Consider the following 19,831-nt stretch of genomic DNA (forward strand, 5'->3'; position numbering starts at 1 on the left):
ATGCGGCGTAACCTGTCAGACTTTACAGGTTCACGGTTTTTTTTAGATCGTGTCGCAATAAAAGGACGTTCTTATCCTGAACCCGTAATAACGTATTCCATGCTCGACCATTCGTCGGCACTGACAGAGTTGACAGGTGTGTGTAGGCGTTGAATGGAGTTAAAAGTCGCGCCATTGAGGCCGGTAATTGCGCCGCCAGAATGGGAGCGATAGGGATGGATGATAAAAACGCACTACAACCGAATGGGGCGTGGGTGGCACCGCTAATCCTGTCACCTTTGGATAATTCAACAGTCTCGCCTTTTGGGTTCAATATCGTAGCTTTAGCCCCTGCACTGGCTGATAGTTGGAAAATCGAATGTTGGGGTGAAGCAACTGACCATCATGGTTACGAGGATGAGTGGGTAAAGTTGGAGCATTGGGTACCCGATATTGCTTTTGATCGCTTTAATGCCTATTTCAATTTCAGAGTCAGGTACAAACAGGCTTGGCTCTGGAGTGATTGGGCATATTGTTACAACTTGCACGTACCCGATCTTAAACCGCCCAGGCCGACCATCAACTTGCCGCCTTACCCGGCTGCGGTCAAACAGGCGCTGACCATTACCGGCGTCGTGGCAGGCAACGTCACGCTGCAAATGTCCACCGATCTACACGCACCAGTGGTTGGCAGTTCCACTGGTAGTGGCAACATGCGCACTTTTACGCCAACCACGAACTGGGCAGCAGGCCTCAATTGGGTCAAGGTCGTTCAAACCGTAGGTGGCTTGGCTTCAGACCCGAGCGATCTTGTATCCATTGGAGTAAGGCCATCCATACCCGGCATACCTGCGCCACCCAGTCCTGCCTCAGCAAGACAGATACTGACCATTACCGGCGTCGTGACAGGTAACGTCACACTGCAATTGTCTACTGAAGAAGGCACACCGGTTGAAGGCGGTTTCACTGGCAGTGGTGCAACTCGCACTTTCACACCAACCTACGACTGGGCTGCAGGCATTCGGGTCAAGGTCGTTCAATTCCTGGATGGTGTGCCTTCGAATCCGAGCAATCTTGTTTTTATTCCAGTGAAACCGTCCAGACCAGTCATCACACCGCCCCCCAGCCCGGCCTCGGTCATGCAGGCACTGGAGATAAGCGGAGTCGTGGCAGGTAACATCGCGCTGCAAATGCACACCGAGGATGACTCACTGGTGGATGGCGCTTTCATAGGTGGTGGAAACATACGCAGTTTTACACCAAGCTTGCGATGGGATGCAGGCACAACCCGGGTCAACGTCGTTCAAACCGTAAATGGCGTGGCTTCGGATCCGAGCGATTTTGTTTCCATCGAAGTGAAGCCATCCAGACCCGCCATTACACCGCCGGTCAATCCGGGCCCAGCAAGACAGATACTCACCATTACCGGCGTCGTGGCAGGTAACGTCACACTGAAAATATCCACCGAGGCAGACGAACCGGTGGATGGCAATTTCAGCGGCAACGGCAGCACACGCAATTTCACTCCAACAGCCGACTGGGTTCCAGGCCGGGTCAAGGTCGTTCAAACCGTAGGTGGTGTAGATTCGGATCCGAGCGATCTTGTTTCCATTGTAGTTAAACCACCCAGACTGGTTATTACTCCGCCACCCAGCCCGCCCGAGATCAAACAGGCGCTGACCATTACCGGCGTTGTAACAGGCAACGACATGCTGAACTTGTACAATCAGAAGGACGCAACGGTCGGTGGCTTTTTCACTGGCAGCGGAAGCACACGTACTTTTATGCCAACTTCGAACTGGGTAGCAGGCACCGGGGTAAAAGCCGTTCAAACGGTAGATGGCGTGGCCTCGGATCCGAGCGATATTGAGTACATTGGAGCGAGACCAGAAAAACTTACCATCGAATATCCCCCTATACCGGCTTCACCAAGACAGAAACTCACTTTTACCCGTCTCATGGAATTTGCCACGGTGCAAGTCGCCACTGAGGAAGGCGATACGGTGGAAGGTCATTTCACGGGCGGTGTCTACGCTAGTTTTACGCCAACTTCGGACTGGCCAGCAGGAGCCACCGGTCTCAAGGCCCGTCAATTCGTGGGGGCATGCCTTCATATTGGAGCAATCTTGTTTCAATCAGAGTGAAGCCATCCAAACCGGCCATCACTTTGCCGCCTGATCCGTCCATGCCGAATCAAGCGCTGACCATTACTGGCGTCGTGGCAGGGAACGTCAACCTGCGCCTGTATACAGAGAAAGACGTAACGGTGGCTGGCGATTTTACTGGCAGTGGAAGCACACGTACTTTTACGCCAACCTTGGACTGGGCTCCAGGCATCAATCGTGTAAAGGTTGTTCAAATCATAGACTTAATGGGTTCGGATCCGAGCGATCACATCTCCTTCTCAGCGAAGCCATCCAGACCCGCCATCACACCGCCACCCAGCCCAGCCTCAGCAATACAGGCACTGACCGTTACCGGCGTCGTGGCAGGTGTCGTCATGCTGCAAATGTCTACGGAGCGAGATGCACCGGTGATTGGCAGTTTCACCGGCAGTGGCAGCACGCGCACTTTCACGCCGACAGCGAACTGGGCGGCGGGTACAACGCAAGTCAAGGTCGTGCAGACCGTTAATGGTGTGGTTTCCGATCCAAGCGATCTGGTTACCGTGAGCGTGAAGCCATCGAAGCCAGTCATCGTGCCGCCACCTGACCCGGCTGCCAGTAATCAGGTACTGACCATTACCGGCGTCGCGACCGGCACCGTCATCCTGGAAATGTTCGACGCCGCAGATGTAGCAGTGGCCGGTAGTTTTACCAGCAGCGGTAGCACACGCACTTTTACGCCAACAGCGAATTGGGTTGCCGGTGCGACGCAAGTCAAGGTCGTGCAGACCGTTAATGGTGTGGTTTCCGATCCAAGCGATCTGGTTACCGTGAGCGTGAAGCCATCGAAACCAGTCATCGCGCCGCCACCTGACCCGGCTGCCAGTAATCAGGTACTGATCATTACCGGCGTCGCGACCGGCACCGTCACCCTGCAAATGTTCACAGAAACCGACGACAATGTGCTTGGCGATTTTGCTGTGAACGGCGCCGGTTGCGTTTTCACGCCTCAGTCGGATTGGGGGCCGGGTGAAAATACGGTCAAGGTTATACAAACAGTAAACGGTATGGACTCTGACTACAGCGACCTCTGCACCTTCACCGTTGAGGTTGGGGAGAAGCCGGAAAGCCCCGTGATTCTTGAGCCGCAAAGGGGTGGCAGGACCTCTCGATACCCGACCATCAAAATCGCCGGCCTGCAAGGTGCGTTAATTTCCGTTCGTCTCAAAGATAGCGATGTGTTGTACGAAAACATCGCGGACGCCAGCGGCAATCTCGTCTTCACCGTCATTAATCCTCTGGAGCCAGGCGAAATCGACCTCCAAGTCATGCAAGCATTGGACGGACCCGGTTCCGATTGGAGTGCTGGCCATTCATTTACGGTAAAACCACCGCCAAAACCCCCGATATTTTTAGTGCCTTCGCCGGGCGGCAACACTTTGCGTAAACCGCAGATCCGAGGTAAAGGCGAAACCGGGGAGAGATCGTTCTGTGCCATGCGAATGAAGCCGAGACGCCCATTGATAGCGTCGCGGGTTCGGTGGATTGGCGTTGGAAGGCAAAAGAGGAGTGGCCTGTTGCTTCCTATAGTGTGCGGGCACAGCAGAGAGTCGACGGCGACTGTTCCGAATGGACTGAGCCTCTAGCTTTTCTATGTCGTCGACTCCAAGTACGCGATTGGCGATGCCGCCCCGGTCATTGGTACGCCGGTTATGGGCACTGGTCAGAGCGTATTGTTGAGAGTCCAAGTGATTGATGGTGTCATTGCAGAAGCCGCCCAAGGCATCACAGTGGAATGGCGTCTCAATGGTGAGGAGGAAATACTGGCCAGTACGGAAACCGACGTGCAGGGTTGGACGCAATACCGATACACACCTGCCACCGTCGGCAAAAGTGAAGTTCTGGCTGATATTACCCGGCAGAACGACGATGTGGTGATGACCGCCCGCTACGAAGTAATGACCGCGCTGCATGACGAATGGACCAAGGAGGCCGGGCTTTATCTGGACGGCGAGCGGGTTGATCTGGCGGTAAGCGATCTGATGCTGCTGCGAAGGAACCTGCCCTATAAGCTGGAGCTGAAGGCGAACGACAACAGTACTTTGATCGGTACTACCGTGATCCTGCAGGATTTTTGGGACGCCTCGGAACGAGGCCTGACCTTCGTGCCGGATCTGGGAACACCTCAGACGATTATGCCGGGAGCATCTATTCGCTGGGATATCTCAACGAAGGAGTGCAGCACCGGTGTTTTCGGTTTGAGCGTAGTCAGCGCGCTACTGCCAGGCTGGCAGTTGCCGGGTCGCGTTGAAGGCGGAAATATGACAGACGATGTGGAGATCGATCTCGATTCGTTTACGCAAACTTTCGGGGGCGACCCGGCTTATCCCTGCCTGGGTGCGGCGCACATCATTAACGTGAAGGCAAAGCCTGACAGTCGGTTCCTTGGGCAGAAGGTGACTTTTGAGTTGAGCGCAGAAGCACTGGGTCTAGGCGTAACGGTAAGCCCGAGCACTGCGCAGACTTTGGGTGCCGAGGGCGCGTGCTGGTTGCTGGATTGCAAAAATAGCAGTCAGGCCGGCGGCTTTTCAGCGTGGTTGAGGGTGCCGGCGTGGGACTTCGATTCGTTGAAATTACCGATGTCTCTTGGGCATAACAAAGTCCGCATCGCTAAATGGTTCGGACCCAGGGAGGTGGCATTTCCGCCCGGCAATATGGAGTACGGAATTCTCGTGGAGTCGACGTTCACGGAGCGGGCTGCCGCTGGTGTGTTAGTGACAACCACTTATGACGGAAGGCCGCCTTTGTCCGGGAACACTCAGTCTGACGGTCGGTTTTCGGTTTTTTACACAGATGGGCAAAACCCCAGGTTTTCCATTCTCAACCGCTATGACGGAACTACCGTCTGAGAAACCTCGATGTCCCGGACGTAGCCAACGCCTTTTCTCGCCAGAGGAAAGGCGTTTTCATTTCTTCAAGATGAGCCATGTCGAATATCAGCTCAGTGCCGCGAGCTGTTCGATCGTCTGTGGAAAGCGCTCAACCAGACGAATCAATGTTGTCGCCTGGGCATTGGGCGTCGCTCGGCCCTGTTCCCAGTTTTCGAGCGTGCGGGTGTTGGTGCGCAGGTACATCGCAAACACCGATCGGGACAGGTTGAGCTGTTGACGGATGGCGACCACTTCTTCGGCGGTGATCGGCACCAGTTTGGGTAACTGAACCTTGTGGGTGCGCAATGTGATCTTGCCTTGGCGCTCATCGGCCAGGGCGTCGAGACCATCCATCAGTTCGGAAAAAATGTCACGTTTCATAGTGGGGTTCTCGTGTTGAGTTCTCGATCCAGCGTTTGCCTGAACAGTTTTCTCTGCGCGGGCGTCAGGTCGTCTTGATCGTTTTTGCTGTAGACGGTGAACAGCCAGAACTGATCGAAGCCTGACCACCAGTAATAAATGATGCGTAATCCGCTGCGCTTGCCTTTGCCCCGTCGTTGATCGCAGAAGCGGATTTTTCGTAGCCCTCCGGTTTCTTCGATGAGATCGCCTGCTTTGGGGTTTTTCAGTAATTCCAGTTGGAAACTGAGAAACAGGTCCTCGTCGAGGTAGTCATCGCGGTGCTTCTGAAACGCAGGGAGTTCGATAAAAAGAGCATCCATGTTTGGTACGCTGCCTACGTATAGTGTTGTCCTTGAAAAGCGAATTGGTCAAGGCCTCCGAGCCATCCTTTTCGCTGCTTATTCAACGCTAGACTCCGCTCGCAAAAACACCTGTAGGAAGCGTCTACATGTGGAGTGAGAAGAGGAGATAGAGGGGAGGGGAGACGTCGCGACTGGCGTGTCGGAAAAAGACCTCGACTCCGTAAGCCGGACCGGATGCGGCGCTCGCCACGTACTGTTTGCTGCGAAAAAAACCGCGCAAAAAAACGGCACCCGAAGGTGCCGTTTTTTGTTTCCCGTTCTAACGGAGCAATCAGCCCGCCAGACCCGCCTGCTGTACCAGCGTCAGCAATGGCTGCGGGTACACACCCAGGAAGAATGCGACCAGGGCGATGGCCAGCAGCATCACGCCGCCTGCCTTTTGCTCCCAGTGCAGTTGGGCGTCGTGTCGACGCAGGTTCGGCTCGATCAGGTACAGGGTGACCATCACGCGCAGGTAGTAGAACACGCCGATGGCGCTGCCCAGCACCAGCGCACCGACCAGCCACCATTGGTGCGATTCGACACCGCTGGCGATGATGTAGAACTTGCCGATGAAGCCCGCGGTCAGCGGGATACCGGCCAGCGACAGCATCATCACGGTCAGCACGGCAGTCAGGTACGGGCGGCGCCAGAACAGGCCGCGGTATTCGTACAAAGCATCCGCGTCACGGCCGTTGTACGGCGACGACATCAGGGTGATCACGCCGAAAGCGCCGAGGCTGGTGATCACGTAGGTGACCAGGTACACGCCGATGGCTTCCACCGCCAGACCCTTGCTCGCCACCAGCGCGATCAGCAGGTAGCCGAAGTGCGCGATGGACGAGTAACCGAGCAGACGCTTGAGGTTGCTCTGGGTCAGGGCCAGCAGGTTACCGAACAGGATCGAAGCGACGGCGATGACGCTGAGCACGTCGCTCAGCACACCGCTGCTGGCGGCAGGGGAGATCTGGAACAGACGCACCATCACCGCAAACACCGCCACCTTCGAAGCCGTGGCGAGAAACGCCGCCACCGGGGCCGGCGCACCTTCGTAAACGTCCGGCGTCCACAGGTGGAACGGTACCAGCGACAGCTTGAACGCCAGACCGATCAGCATCATGCCCAGGCCCAGTTGCGCCAGCGAGCTCGGCAAGCCAGTTGCAGCCAGCGCCTGACCGATACCCACGAAGCTCAGCGAACCGGCGTCTGCGTACAGCAGCGCCATACCGAACAGCAGGAACGCGGAACCGGCCGCCGACAGCACCATGTACTTGATGCCGGCTTCCAGCGAACGCTTGTTGAAGAACGCGTAAGCCACCAGACCGTAAACCGGTACCGAGAGCAGTTCCAGACCGATGAACAAACCGGCCAGGTGCTGCGCGCTGACCAACACCAGACCACCGGCGGCGGCCATCAGGATCAGCAGGTACAGTTCTTCGCGGTTGCCCGGGTAGCCTGAGCCGCCATCACCCAGATAAGCATGGGCAAGAGTGACGCAGGCGAGGGTGGCGACCAGGATCAGCGCCATGTACAGGCAAGCGAAGGTGTCGATCTGCAGCAACGGCGTCACGGCCAGCGGCGCGACTTTCAGCGCCGGCAAAATCGACAGCAGAGCCAGATTCAGACCAGCGACCGAGATCAGGAAGGTCTGCGAGTGGTTGCGGCGCCAGGCGATTGCCAGCATCACCACGATAATGGTGAGGCTGGTGATCAACAGTGGCGCAAGCGCAATAAAGTGTTGAATCGTGAATTCCATAGCGCTCTTACCGGGCCGAAGCGAGTTGAGTGAAGGCGGTGCCGAGCCACTGCTGCACGCCATGCATCGTGGCGGCAGAGGTGTCGAGGAACGGTTGCGGGTAGACGCCGAGGTAAACCAGCAGCACCGCAAGGCCAAGCACCATGATCAGTTCGCGCGCGTCCATCCCGTGCAACACCGCGTCGGATTTCGACGGACCGAAGTAGGCACGGTGAATCATGATCAGCGAGTACACCGAGCCGAACACCAGACCGGAGGTGGCGATCGCCGTGACCCATGGAGCGCTGGCGAAGGAGCCGATCAGGATCAGGAATTCGCCGACAAAGTTACCGGTACCCGGCAGACCCAGCGACGCCGCCGCGAAGAACAGGCTGATCGCCGGCAGGTACGCGATGCGCGACCACAGGCCGCCCATCTCGCGCATGTCACGAGTATGCAGACGCTCGTACAACTGACCGCTGAGGATAAACAGTGCCGCGGCCGACAGACCGTGCGCCAACATCTGGATCACTGCGCCTTGCAGCGCCAGTTGGCTGCCGGAGTAGATGCCGATCAACACGAAACCCATGTGGGAAACGGAAGAGAAGGCAATCAGACGCTTGATGTCGGTTTGTGCGAAGGCCAGGAACGCGCCGTAGAAAATCCCGATCAGACCGAGGGTCATGGCGATCGGCGCAAACTCGGCCGAGGCATTCGGGAACAGCGGCAGGGCGAAACGCAGCAGGCCGTAGGCCGCAGTTTTCAGCAGAATACCGGCGAGGTCGACGGAACCGGCAGTCGGTGCCTGGGCGTGAGCATCAGGCAACCACGAGTGGAACGGCACCACGGGCAGCTTGACCGCGAAGGCGATGAAGAAGCCGAGCATCAGAATGTACTCGGTGGTCATCGACATCTTGGTTTTCAACAGGTCGGCGTAGTTGAACGTGATCACGCCAGTGTTGTTGAAGTTGACCAGCACCAGACCGAGGATCGCCACCAGCATGATCAGGCCGGAAGCCTGCGTGAAGATGAAGAATTTGGTCGCTGCGTAGATCCGGGTTTTCTTGCCGTCCGAAGAACTGTGACCCCAGAGCGCGATGAGGAAGTACATCGGCACCAGCATCATTTCCCAGAAGAAGAAGAACATGAACAGGTCGAGGGCGAGGAACACGCCGACCACACCGCCCAGGATCCACATCAGGTTCAGGTGGAAGAAGCCAACGTGACGTTGAATCTCTTTCCACGAGCAGAGTACCGAGAGGATACCCAGCAGACCGGTCAGCAGGATCATCAACAGCGACAGGCCGTCGAGGGCCAGGTGCACGTTGATGCCGAAACGCTGGATCCAGACATGCTTGAACTCAAGCGCCCAGGTCGGATCGGCGCCCGGCGCCGGTGCAAATGAATAGTCACCGTGGGCCCACAGCCAGAGGCCGAGGGCGAGTTCCAGGGTCATGGTCAACAGCGCAATCCAGCGCGGGAGGGTAGCGCCGAAGCGCTCACCCATCCAGCACAGCAGGCCGCCGATGAAGGGGATCAGGATTAGCCAAGGCAGAATCATGACGGGCTCGTTTCCTTTCGCAAATTCGCAAGGTTCATATCAGACCGCTACCAGCACGATGGCGCCGATTACCAGCACGGCACCAGCAGCCATCGAGGCGGCATACCAACGCAGTTGACCGGTCTCGGTACGGCTCAGGGCAGTGTGACCACCCTTGGCCATACGCGGGATCAGACCGATGGTCTGGTCGAGCGGGTCTTTGCGCAGTACATGGCTGATCGCAAGGTACGGCTTGACGAACAGTTTGTCGTAGATCCAGTCGAAGCCCCAGGCAGCGAACCACCAGGCCGAAAGGAAACGGCCGATGCCGCTGTTGGCGATCGCCGTGACGAAACGACGCTTGCCAAGGAACAGCAGGGCCGCCAGCAGGATACCGGCCAGGGCGATGGCACCCGAGGCGATTTCCAGACTGTGCTTGGCTTCGCCACCGGCATGGCCGACGCTTTCCGGCAGAACGCCGTGCAGCGGCGGCACGATCATCGCGCCGACGAAAGTCGACAGCACGATCAGCACCGACAGGGGCAGCCAGTGTGCGACGCCGTGGCCGGCGTGGGCTTCGGTCTTGGCTTCACCGTGGAACGTGATGAAGATCAGGCGGAAGGTGTACAGCGAGGTCATGAACGCACCGACCAGACCGGCATACAGCAGGCCGTGGTTGCCGCTGGCGAACGCTTCCCAAAGGATTTCGTCCTTGGAGTAGAAGCCTGCGGTGACCAGTGGCAGAGCGGCCAGCGCAGCACCACCGACGATGAAGCTGGCGTAGGCCAGTGGCAGTTTTTTCCACAGACCGCCCATCTTGAAGATGTTCTGCTCGTGGTGGCAGGCAACGATCACCGCACCGGAAGCAAGGAACAGCAGCGCCTTGAAGAAGGCGTGGGTCATCAGGTGGAAAATCGCGCCATCCCATGCGCCAACACCCAGCGCCAGGAACATGTAGCCGATCTGGCTCATGGTCGAGTAGGCGAGGATACGTTTGATGTCGGTTTGCACCAGCGCGGCGAAACCGGCCAGTACCAGCGTCACGCCACCAACGATGCCGACCAGGTGCAGGATATCCGGCGCCAGGGTGAACAGACCGTGGGTCCGGGCAATCAGGTAGACACCGGCGGTTACCATGGTCGCGGCGTGAATCAGTGCCGACACCGGGGTAGGGCCGGCCATCGCGTCGGCGAGCCAGGTTTGCAGCGGCAGTTGTGCCGATTTACCGACCGCACCACCCAGCAGCATCAAGGTGGCCAGGGTGATCCAGAAATCGCCGACCTGGAATTTCTGCGGCGCCAGCACCAGCAGTTCCTGGATGTTCAACGTGCCCACTTGCTGGAACAGGATGAACAGGCCGATGGCCATGAACACGTCGCCGATCCGGGTCACGATGAAGGCTTTGAGTGCAGCGTTACCGTTGTTGCGGTTGCTGTAGTAGAAACCGATCAACAGGTACGAGCACAGGCCCACGCCTTCCCAGCCGAAGTACAGGAACAACAGGTTATCGCCAAGCACCAGGAACAGCATGCTGGCGATAAACAGGTTGGTGTACGAGAAGAAGCGCGAGTAGCCCGCTTCGCCGCGCATGTACCAGGACGCGAACAGGTGGATCAGGAAACCGACGCCCACCACCACACCGAGCATGGTGATCGACAGGCCGTCGATGTAGAGGGCGAAATCAGGCTTGAAGCCTTCCACCGCCATCCACTGCCACAGCACCAGGGTGTAGTGACCGCCTTCGGGAGGCGCGACGTTGAATTGCCAGATGACGTAGGCGGTGACAATCGCCGACAGGCCAATGGAGCCCACGCCGACCAGCGCCGAGAGGTTTTCCGACCAGCGTCCACGGGAGAACGACAGCAGCAGGAAACCGATGAGAGGAAATACGAAAGTCAGAAAGATCAGGTTCATCCGCGCATCTCACTGGCAGCGTCGATATCGAGCGTGTGGAAGCGGCGATACAGTTGCAGCAGGATCGCCAGGCCAATACTGGCTTCGGCGGCTGCCAGGCTGATCACCAGGATGAACATGATCTGTCCATCCGGCTGCGCCCAGCGGGCGCCCGCGACGATGAAGGCCAGGGCAGAGGCGTTCATCATCACTTCCAGACTCATCAACACGAACAAAATGTTGCGGCGGACCATCAGGCCGACCAGACCAAGGCAGAACAGGATGCCGGCAACCGCCAGTCCATGCTCGAGAGGGATAGCAGGCATGTCTTACTCCTTCGCCTCGTTACGGCCCAAATGGAACGCCGTGACGGCTGCGGCGAGCAGCAGCATCGAGGCGAGTTCGACCACCAGCAGATACGGGCCGAACAGGCTGATGCCCACGGCCTTGGCGTCTACGGTGGTGTGGCCGATGGCCTGACCGCTCTGGTGAGCGAACAGCACATACAGCAGTTCGGCCAGCAGCAGCCCGGCAAGAATCACCGGTCCTGCCCAGATGCCGGGCTTGAGCCAGGTGCGTTCCTGCTGCACCGAGGCCGGGCCCAGGTTCAGCATCATCACCACGAACACGAACAGCACCATGATGGCGCCGGCGTAGGCGATCACTTCCAGCACACCGGCGAACGGTGCGCCGAGGGCGAAGAAGGTCATGGCCACGGCGATCAACGAGATGATCAGGTAGAGCAGGGCGTGCACAGGGTTGGTGTTGGTGACCACACGAAGCGTGGACACCACCGCGATACCCGATGCGAAATAGAAAGCGAATTCCATCGTTCTTCCTTAAGGCAGCAAGCTCTTCACGTTGATCGGTTCGGCTTCGTTCTGCGCAGCGCCTTTCGGCTTGCCAGCGATTGCCATACCTGCAACACGATAGAAGTTGTAATCAGGGTTTTTGCCGGGGCCGGAGATCAGCAGATCTTCTTTCTCGTACACCAGATCCTGACGTTTGAACTCGGCCATCTCGAAATCCGGGGTCAGCTGGATTGCGGTGGTCGGGCAGGCTTCCTCGCAGAGACCGCAGAAAATGCAGCGCGAGAAGTTGATACGGAAGAAGTCCGGGTACCAGCGACCGTCTTCGGTTTCAGCTTTCTGCAGCGAGATGCAACCCACCGGGCACGCCACGGCGCACAGGTTGCAGGCTACGCAGCGTTCTTCGCCATCGGGGTCGCGGGTCAGGACGATGCGGCCACGGTAACGCGGCGGCAGGTAGACCTGTTCTTCCGGATATTGCAGGGTGTCACGCTTGCGAAAGCCATGGCCAAAGACCATGACCAGACTGCGCAACTGGGTACCGGTACCCTTAACGATGTCGCCAATATATTTGAACATGGGTCAAATCCTCACTGAACCGCAACCGCAGGCGTGTTCAACAACACAACCGCAGCGGTCACCAGCAAATTGATCAGGGTCAGTGGCAGGCAGAATTTCCAGCTGAAATCCATCACCTGGTCATAACGCGGACGCGGGATGGACGCGCGCAGCAGGATGAACAGCATGATGAAGAACGCGGTCTTCAGTGCGAACCAGACGAAGGACAGTTGCGGCAGGATGCCGAACGGACCGTGCCAGCCACCGAAGAACAGGGTGACCAGCAGCGCCGAGATCAGGATGATGCCAATGTATTCACCGACGAAGAACATGCCCCATTTCATACCGGCGTATTCAATGTGGTAGCCGTCGGCCAGTTCCTGTTCCGCTTCCGGCTGGTCGAACGGGTGACGGTGAGTCACGGCGACGCCAGCGATGAAGAAGGTACAGAAGCCGAAGAACTGCGGAATGATGAACCACAGGTTCTGCGCCTGGTACTCGACGATGTCGCGCATGTTGAACGAGCCGACCTGGACCACGATGCCCATCAGCGCAAGGCCCATGAACACTTCGTAGGACACGGTCTGCGCCGATGCACGCAAGCTGCCGAGCAGGGCGAACTTGTTGTTGCTCGACCAGCCGGCGAACAGTACCGCGTAGACCGACAGACCGGCCATGGCGAAGAAGAACAGCAAGCCGATGTTCAGATCCGCCACGCCCCAGGTCGGGGTGATCGGGATGATCGCGAAGGCGATCAGCAGGGCCGACATGGCGACCACCGGTGCCAGGGTGAAGATCACCTTGTCGGCAAACGGCGGGGTCCAGTCTTCCTTGAAGAACATTTTCAGCATGTCGGCGGCGATCTGGAACATGCCGAACGGGCCTACGCGGTTCGGACCATAACGGTCTTGCCACCAGCCCAGCAGGCGACGTTCGACAAAGCTCAGCAAGGCGCCTGCGACCACCACGGCCAGCAGAATCACGATGGCTTTGATGACCGTCAGGATCACATCGATCACTTCAGGGGTGAACCAGGTCATTGCGCTGCCTCCTGCAGACCGTCGACGGACACACCGGCGAATGCCGGTGGAATGCCGGCGATGCCCGCAGGCAGTGCCACCAGACCGGCGCCCAGTTCTTCATTGATGCGCAGCGGCAGACGCAGGGTCTGGCCGGCCACGTTCAGGCTCAGCAGGGCACCGTCGTTGACGCCCAGACGATCCGCTTCGGATTTCGCCAGTGCCACGTAAGGGGCCGGAATGCGCTCTTGCACCGGGGCGGCTTTCGAAGAGTTTTCTTCGCTGCCGAACAGGTGGAAGAACGGCACGGCTTGCCAGGTACCTGGCGCCGGGTTGAATGCACGCGGCGCAGCGGCGAACCAGTTCAGCGAGTCGCCAGTGCTTTCGATCAGGCGGGTGCCCGGATCGCCAGCACGCAGGTGACCACCGACTTCGTCCTGGAACTTGTTCCACGCTTGTGGCGAGTTCCAGCCCGGCGACCAGGCAAACGGCACCTGCTGACGCGGTTCGGCAGAGCCCGAGTAACCTTCCATGGAGAAGGCGAACGCGGTGTCGTGGTCTTGCGGCATACGCGGTTCGTGAACGCTGATGTCGGCGCGCATCGCGGTGCGACCGGAATAACGCAGCGGCTCACGCGCCAGTTTCAGACCCTTGATGCGGAATGCCGCCGACGGCGCGGCATCGACAATACGCGCCAACTGTTCGGTGCTCGAAGCCACGGCAGCGGTGACGTGGTCGAGTTGCGTCCAGTCGATCGGCTGGTTCAGCAGGGTCGCGCGCAGGGCGTGCAGCCAGCGCCAGCCTTCGTGAACGAGGATGCTCGCGTCCAGGTATTGCGGATCGAAAACCTGGAAGAAGCGCTGGGCGCGGCCTTCCTGGCTGACCAGCGTACCGTCGCCTTCGGCGAAGCTTGCCGCTGGCAGAACCAGTTGTGCGCGGTCGGTCGTGGCGGTTTTCTGGTGGTCGGCAACGATCACCACTTTCGCCGCGTTCAGTGCAGCGTCGACCTTGGCTTTGGCGGTGCGGGTGTACAGATCGTTTTCCAGCACGACGATCGCATCGGCCTTGCCTTCGATGACCGCTTGCAGCGCGGCATCGACCGATTCGCCACCGAGCATGGCCAGGCCGAGGCTGTTGGCTTCCGGCACGATCAGGCTGATCGAACCGTTCTTCTCACGCAGCTTCAAGGCTTTGGCGATGTTCGCCGCGGCTTCGATCAGGGCTTTCGAACCGAGCGAAGTGCCAGCGATGATCAGTGGGCGCTTGGCCGCGAGCAGGGCGTCGGCGATGCGCTGCGCCAGTTCCAGCGCTCCAGCGTCCAGACCTTCAACGGCCGGAGCGCTGGCATCCAAAGCGTGAGCAACGGCGAAACCGATGCGTGCCAGATCGTCTGGAGCAGCGTGTACACATTCTTCAGCGACGTCGTCGAGCTTGGTTTCGGCGAGGCTGGCGATGAACAGCGGGTTCAGCGCGTGCTGACCGATGTTCTTCACTGCCGCGTCGAGCCAAGGCTGGACGCGCATGGCTTCAGCCATGTCTTCAGCCTTGCCCTTGACCGACTGACGCAGGGCCAGCGCCATACGGGCGGCGGTCTGGGTCAGGTCTTCGCCGAGGACGAAGATCGCATCGTGGTCTTCGATGTCGCGCATGTTCGGCACAGGCAGCGGGCTGTCTTTGAGCACCTGCAGAACCAGACGGATGCGCTCCAGTTCGGAAGCTTCGATACCCGAATAGAAGTGCTCGGCGCCGACCAGTTCGCGCAACGCGTAGTTGCTTTCGAGGCTGGCACGCGGCGAACCGATACCGACGATGTTGCGGCCGCGCAGCAGGTCGGCCGCTTTATCCAGCGCGTCGTCGAGGCTCAGCTTGGTGCCGTCGGCCAGCAGCGGCTGACGCGGGCGATCGGTGCGGTTTACATAGCCGTAGCCGAAACGGCCACGGTCGCAGAGGAAGTACTGATTCACCGAACCGTTGAAACGGTTTTCGATGCGACGCAGTTCACCGTAACGCTCGCCCGGGGAGATGTTGCAACCGCTCGAGCAGCCATGGCAGATGCTTGGGGCAAACTGCATGTCCCATTTACGGTTGTAGCGCTCGGAGTGGGTCTTGTCGGTGAACACACCGGTCGGGCAGACCTCGGTGAGGTTGCCGGAGAACTCGCTTTCGAGGGTGCCGTCTTCAACGCGACCGAAGTACACGTTGTCGTGGGCGCCGAATACACCGAGGTCGGTGCCGCCTGCGTAGTCCTTGTAGAAACGCACGCAGCGGTAGCAAGCGATGCAGCGGTTCATTTCGTGGGAAATGAACGGGCCCAGTTGCTGGTTCTGGTGGGTGCGTTTGCTGAAGCGATAACGGCGCTCGTTGTGGCCGGTCATCACGGTCATGTCTTGCAGGTGGCAGTGACCACCTTCCTCGCACACCGGGCAGTCGTGCGGGTGGTTGGTCATCAGCCATTCGACAACACTGGCGCGGAACGCCTTGGATTCTTCATCGTCGATGGAGATCCAGGTGTTGTCGGTGGCAGGCGTCATGCAGGACATGACGATGCGACCACGGGTGTCGTTCTCGTCGGTGTACTGCTTGACCGCGCATTGGCGGCAGGCCCCGACGCTACCAAGCGCGGGGTGCCAGCAGAAATAGGGAATGTCGAGGCCCAGCGACAGACATGCCTGTAACAGGTTGTCTGCCCCGTCGACTTCGAGCGCTTTGCCGTCTACGTGGATAGTGGCCATGGTTCAAAGGTCTTCGTTGGCCCGGTGTCAGCGGGCGTGGCTAATGGAATCTTGTTATGCGTCCGAATCCAGTCAGCCCCGAAAGGCGTCATCGGACGAAAGGCGAAGGGCACGGACCCTTCGCCTTTTTAAGCGTTTACGCGCCGACTACGATCGGCCTTGCCAGAGGCGGGACGGCGGCGCTGACAGGCGCGATACCGGCTTCGAACTCTGGACGGAAGTATTTGATGGCACTGCCCAACGGCTCCACGGCACCCGGTGCGTGAGCACAGAAGGTCTTGCCTGGGCCGAGGAAACCGACCAGACCCAGCAGGGTCTCGATGTCGCCGGGCTGACCGCGGCCTTCTTCGATGGCCATCAGCAGCTTGACGCTCCATGGCAGGCCATCGCGGCACGGGGTGCAGAAACCGCAGGATTCGCGCGCGAAGAACTGCTCCATGTTGCGCAGCAGCGAGACCATGTTGACGCTGTCGTCCACGGCCATGGCCAGACCGGTACCCATACGGGTGCCGACCTTGGCGATGCCGCCGGCATACATTTGTGCGTCGAGGTGTTCCGGCAAGAGGAAACCGGTACCGGCGCCCCCTGGCTGCCAGGCCTTGAGCTTGAAGCCGTCGCGCATGCCGCCGGCGTAGTCTTCGAACAACTCGCGGCCGGTGACGCCGAACGGCAGCTCCCACAGGCCAGGGGTCTTGACCTTGCCGGAGAAGCCCATGAGCTTGGTGCCCATGTCTTCGGAACCTTCGCGGGCCAACGACTTGTACCAGTCAACGCCGTCGGCAATGATCGCCGGCACGTTGCACAGGGTTTCGACGTTGTTCACGCAGGTCGGCTTGCCCCACACGCCAACGGCGGCAGGGAAGGGCGGCTTGGAGCGCGGGTTGGCGCGGCGACCTTCGAGAGAGTTGATCAGTGCGGTTTCTTCACCGCAGATGTAACGCCCGGCGCCGGTGTGGACGAACAGCTCGAAATCGAAACCGCTGCCCAGAATATTCTTGCCCAGCAGGCCCGCAGCCTTGGCTTCTTCCACAGCACGGTTGAGGTGCTTGGCGGCGGTGGTGTATTCGCCGCGCAGGAAGATATAGCCACGGTAGGTTTTCAGTGCGCGAGCACTGATCAGCATGCCTTCGATCAGCAGATGGGGCAGTTGCTCCATCAGCATGCGGTCTTTCCAGGTGTTCGGTTCCATTTCATCCGCGTTGCACAGCAGGTAGCGGATGTTGATGGATTCGTCCTTGGGCATCAGGCCCCACTTCACGCCAGTGGGGAAGCCTGCACCGCCGCGACCTTTGAGGCCGGCGTCTTTCACGGTCTGGACGATGGCGTCCTGATCCATGTCGGCGAAGGCTTTGCGCGCCGCGGCGTAACCGTTCTTGGCCTGGTACTCGTCGAGCCATACGGCTTCGCCGTCATCGCGCAGACGCCAGGTCAGCGGGTGAGTCTCGGCCGAACGCTGAATGCGGTTGGCAGGACCGAAAGATGTCAGGGTCATACGTAGCCCTCGAGCAGTTTGGCCACGCCAGCAGGCTGGACGTCGCCAAAGGTGTCGTCGTCGATCATCAGCGCCGGTGCCTTGTCGCAGTTGCCGAGGCAGCAGACAGGCAGCAGGGTGAAACGACCGTCGGCGGTGGTCTGACCCAGGCCGATGCCCAGATTGTTCTGGATTTCGCTGACCACCGATTCGTGGCCGCCGATGTAGCAGACCATGCTGTCGCAGACGCGAATGATGTGGCGGCCGACCGGTTGACGGAAGATCTGGCTGTAGAACGTCGCCACGCCTTCAACGTCGCTGGCCGGGATGCCGAGGATCTCGCCGATTGCGTACAAGGCACCGTCCGGCACCCAGCCGCGTTCCTTCTGAACGATCTTCAGGGCTTCGATCGACGCCGCGCGCGGGTCTTCGTAGTGATGCAACTCGTGCTCGATGGCCGAGCGCTCGGTTTCACTCAAGGTGAAACGGTCTGTCTGGATAAGCGTGCTGTTCATGCTTAGCGGTCCACGTCGGCCATAACGAAGTCGATACTACCCAGGTACGCAATCAAGTCCGCGACCATGCTGCCTTTGATCACCGAAGGGATCTGCTGCAGGTGCGGGAAGCTCGGAGTGCGGATCCGGGTACGGTAGCTCATGGTGCCGCCGTCGCTCGTCAGGTAATAACTGTTGATACCCTTGGTCGCTTCGATCATCTGGAAGGATTCGTTGGCCGGCATGACCGGGCCCCACGAAACCTGCAGGAAGTGCGTGATCAGGGTTTCGATGTGCTGCAGCGTGCGCTCTTTGGGCGGCGGCGTGGTCAGCGGGTGATCCGCCTTGTACGGGCCTTCCGGCATATTGCGCATGCACTGATCGATGATCTTGATGCTCTGGCGCATCTCTTCGACGCGGACCATGCAGCGGTCGTAGGCATCGCCGTTGACGGCCAGCGGCACTTCGAATTCGAAGTTTTCGTAGCCCGAGTACGGACGCGCTTTACGCAGGTCGAAATCGCAACCGGTCGAACGCAGGCCGGCACCGGTGACGCCCCATTCCAGGGCCTCTTTGGTGTTGTAGGCAGCGACGCCGACGGTACGACCCTTGAGAATGCTGTTCTGCAGGGCGGCCTTGGTGTATTCGTCCAGACGCTTGGGCATCCACTCGACGAAATCCTTGACCAGTTTTTCCCAGCCGCGCGGCAGATCGTGGGCAACGCCACCGATGCGGTACCAGGCCGGGTGCAGACGGAAACCGGTGATCGCCTCGATCACCGTGTACGCCTTCTGGCGGTCGGTGAAGGTGAAGAACACCGGGGTCATCGCGCCCACGTCCTGAATATAAGTACCCAGGAACAGCAGGTGGCTGGTGATCCGGAAGAACTCGGCCATCATGATGCGGATGACGTCGACCTTCTGCGGCACCTTGATGCCGGCCAGCTTCTCGACCGAGAGCACGTACGGCAGGTTGTTCATCACGCCGCCGAGGTAATCGATGCGGTCGGTGTACGGAATGTAGCTGTGCCAGGACTGACGCTCGCCCATTTTCTCGGCACCACGGTGGTGGTAACCGATGTCCGGGACGCAATCGACGATCTCTTCACCGTCCAGCTGCAGGATGATGCGGAACGCACCGTGCGCCGAAGGGTGGTTCGGGCCGAGGTTGAGGAACATGTAGTCCTCGTTGGCACCGGAACGCTTCATGCCCCAGTCTTCAGGGCGGAAACGCGCGGCTTCTTCCTCAAGCTGCTGCTTGGCGAGGTTGAGGCTGAACGGATCGAATTCGGTGGCGCGCGCCGGGAAGTCCTTGCGCAGCGGGTGACCTTCCCAGGTCGGCGGCATCATGATGCGCGACAGGTGCGGGTGGCCTTTGAAGTCGATGCCGAACATGTCCCAGACTTCACGCTCGTACCAGTTGGCGTTCGGCCAGATGCTGGTGACGGAAGGCATGTTGAGGTCGCCTTCGGACAAGGCCACCTTGATCATCACGTCACTGTTACGCTCCAGCGACATGAGGTGATAGAACACGGTGAAATCGGCGCCGGTCGGCAGCCCTTGACGCTTGGTGCGCAGACGCTCGTCCACGCCGTGCAGGTCATAGAGCATGACGTACGGCTTGGGCAGGTTGCGCAGGAAAGTCAGGACTTCAACCAGTTTGGCGCGGGCCACCCACAGCACCGGCATGCCGGTGCGGGTTGCCTGAGCGGTGAACGCCTCGGCGCCAAAGCGGTTGTTCAATTCGACGACCACATCCTGGTCGTCTGCCTTGTAAGGCGGGATGTACAGAGCACTGCCTGTAGTCATGGTTATTTTTTCGCT

At 59.3% G+C, this 19,831-nt stretch carries 15 protein-coding genes and 1 pseudogene; 3 read left to right on the forward strand and 13 right to left on the reverse strand.

Annotated features, from left to right (window positions below; all coding sequences use genetic code 11):
* The first annotated feature begins 215 nt into the window (after positions 1-215).
* The 3 genes from M0746_RS07775 to M0746_RS07785 all read left to right on the forward strand — a co-directional run bounded on the left by M0746_RS07775 (position 216) and on the right by M0746_RS07785 (position 4,993).
* Complete coding sequence (locus M0746_RS07775) at positions 216-2,123, forward strand: hypothetical protein (RefSeq protein ID WP_258448704.1); 1,908 nt, start codon at positions 216-218, stop codon at positions 2,121-2,123.
* A gap of 41 nt (positions 2,124-2,164) precedes the next feature.
* Positions 2,165-3,730: a hypothetical protein gene (locus M0746_RS07780; RefSeq protein WP_258448705.1), complete on the forward strand. Its 1,566-nt coding sequence runs from the start codon at positions 2,165-2,167 to the stop codon at positions 3,728-3,730.
* A 102-nt stretch (positions 3,731-3,832) separates the two neighbouring features.
* Complete coding sequence (locus M0746_RS07785) at positions 3,833-4,993, forward strand: hypothetical protein (protein WP_258448706.1); 1,161 nt, start codon at positions 3,833-3,835, stop codon at positions 4,991-4,993.
* An 87-nt stretch (positions 4,994-5,080) separates the two neighbouring features.
* Here M0746_RS07785 and M0746_RS07790 read toward each other — a convergent pair whose 3' ends face one another.
* The 13 genes and pseudogenes from M0746_RS07790 to nuoC form a co-directional block, all read right to left on the reverse strand.
* Complete coding sequence (locus tag M0746_RS07790) at positions 5,081-5,395, reverse strand: helix-turn-helix domain-containing protein (RefSeq protein WP_126364511.1); 315 nt, start codon at positions 5,393-5,395, stop codon at positions 5,081-5,083.
* Positions 5,385-5,736 (reverse strand): annotated as a pseudogene (locus M0746_RS07795) (toxin). Before M0746_RS07795 ends, M0746_RS07790 begins: the two are co-directional and overlap by 11 nt.
* 313 nt (positions 5,737-6,049) lie before the next feature.
* Positions 6,050-7,513: an NADH-quinone oxidoreductase subunit NuoN gene (gene nuoN, locus M0746_RS07800; RefSeq protein ID WP_208940623.1), complete on the reverse strand. Its 1,464-nt coding sequence runs from the start codon at positions 7,511-7,513 to the stop codon at positions 6,050-6,052.
* Between the two features lie 7 nt (positions 7,514-7,520).
* On the reverse strand, positions 7,521-9,053 hold the full coding sequence (nuoM, locus tag M0746_RS07805) for an NADH-quinone oxidoreductase subunit M (RefSeq protein ID WP_208940624.1): 1,533 nt from the start codon (positions 9,051-9,053) through the stop codon (positions 7,521-7,523).
* A 39-nt stretch (positions 9,054-9,092) separates the two neighbouring features.
* Entirely contained in the window at positions 9,093-10,946 is a 1,854-nt protein-coding gene (nuoL, locus tag M0746_RS07810; protein ID WP_258448708.1) for an NADH-quinone oxidoreductase subunit L, read from the reverse strand.
* Positions 10,943-11,251 (reverse strand): NADH-quinone oxidoreductase subunit NuoK, encoded by a 309-nt coding sequence (nuoK, locus tag M0746_RS07815; RefSeq protein ID WP_003180046.1) that lies wholly within the window; start codon positions 11,249-11,251, stop codon positions 10,943-10,945. Before nuoK ends, nuoL begins: the two co-directional genes overlap by 4 nt.
* Positions 11,252-11,254: 3 nt before the next feature.
* A complete protein-coding gene (nuoJ, locus tag M0746_RS07820) occupies positions 11,255-11,755 on the reverse strand; it encodes an NADH-quinone oxidoreductase subunit J (RefSeq protein ID WP_090284375.1) in 501 nt (166 codons plus the stop codon).
* 9 nt (positions 11,756-11,764) lie between these two features.
* Positions 11,765-12,313, reverse strand: coding sequence for an NADH-quinone oxidoreductase subunit NuoI (gene nuoI, locus M0746_RS07825; protein WP_016775283.1), 549 nt, complete (start codon positions 12,311-12,313; stop codon positions 11,765-11,767).
* 11 nt (positions 12,314-12,324) lie between these two features.
* Positions 12,325-13,332 (reverse strand): NADH-quinone oxidoreductase subunit NuoH, encoded by a 1,008-nt coding sequence (gene nuoH / locus M0746_RS07830; protein WP_039763316.1) that lies wholly within the window; start codon positions 13,330-13,332, stop codon positions 12,325-12,327.
* Positions 13,329-16,043, reverse strand: coding sequence for an NADH-quinone oxidoreductase subunit NuoG (nuoG, locus tag M0746_RS07835; RefSeq protein WP_258448709.1), 2,715 nt, complete (start codon positions 16,041-16,043; stop codon positions 13,329-13,331). The genes nuoH and nuoG overlap by 4 nt, the downstream gene beginning before the upstream one ends.
* A gap of 136 nt (positions 16,044-16,179) precedes the next feature.
* Complete coding sequence (nuoF, locus tag M0746_RS07840) at positions 16,180-17,535, reverse strand: NADH-quinone oxidoreductase subunit NuoF (RefSeq protein WP_258448710.1); 1,356 nt, start codon at positions 17,533-17,535, stop codon at positions 16,180-16,182.
* The gene (nuoE, locus tag M0746_RS07845) at positions 17,532-18,029 is read right to left on the reverse strand and encodes an NADH-quinone oxidoreductase subunit NuoE (RefSeq protein WP_003223804.1); all 498 of its coding nucleotides are present in this window, start codon (positions 18,027-18,029) and stop codon (positions 17,532-17,534) included. Before nuoE ends, nuoF begins: the two co-directional genes overlap by 4 nt.
* Positions 18,030-18,031: 2 nt before the next feature.
* On the reverse strand, positions 18,032-19,816 hold the full coding sequence (gene nuoC, locus M0746_RS07850) for an NADH-quinone oxidoreductase subunit C/D (RefSeq protein WP_258448711.1): 1,785 nt from the start codon (positions 19,814-19,816) through the stop codon (positions 18,032-18,034).
* Positions 19,817-19,831 lie beyond the last annotated feature (15 nt).

The sequence above is a fragment of the Pseudomonas sp. S11P7 genome (assembly GCF_023195435.1).
Taxonomy (GTDB): Bacteria; Pseudomonadota; Gammaproteobacteria; order Pseudomonadales; family Pseudomonadaceae; genus Aquipseudomonas; species Aquipseudomonas fluorescens_G.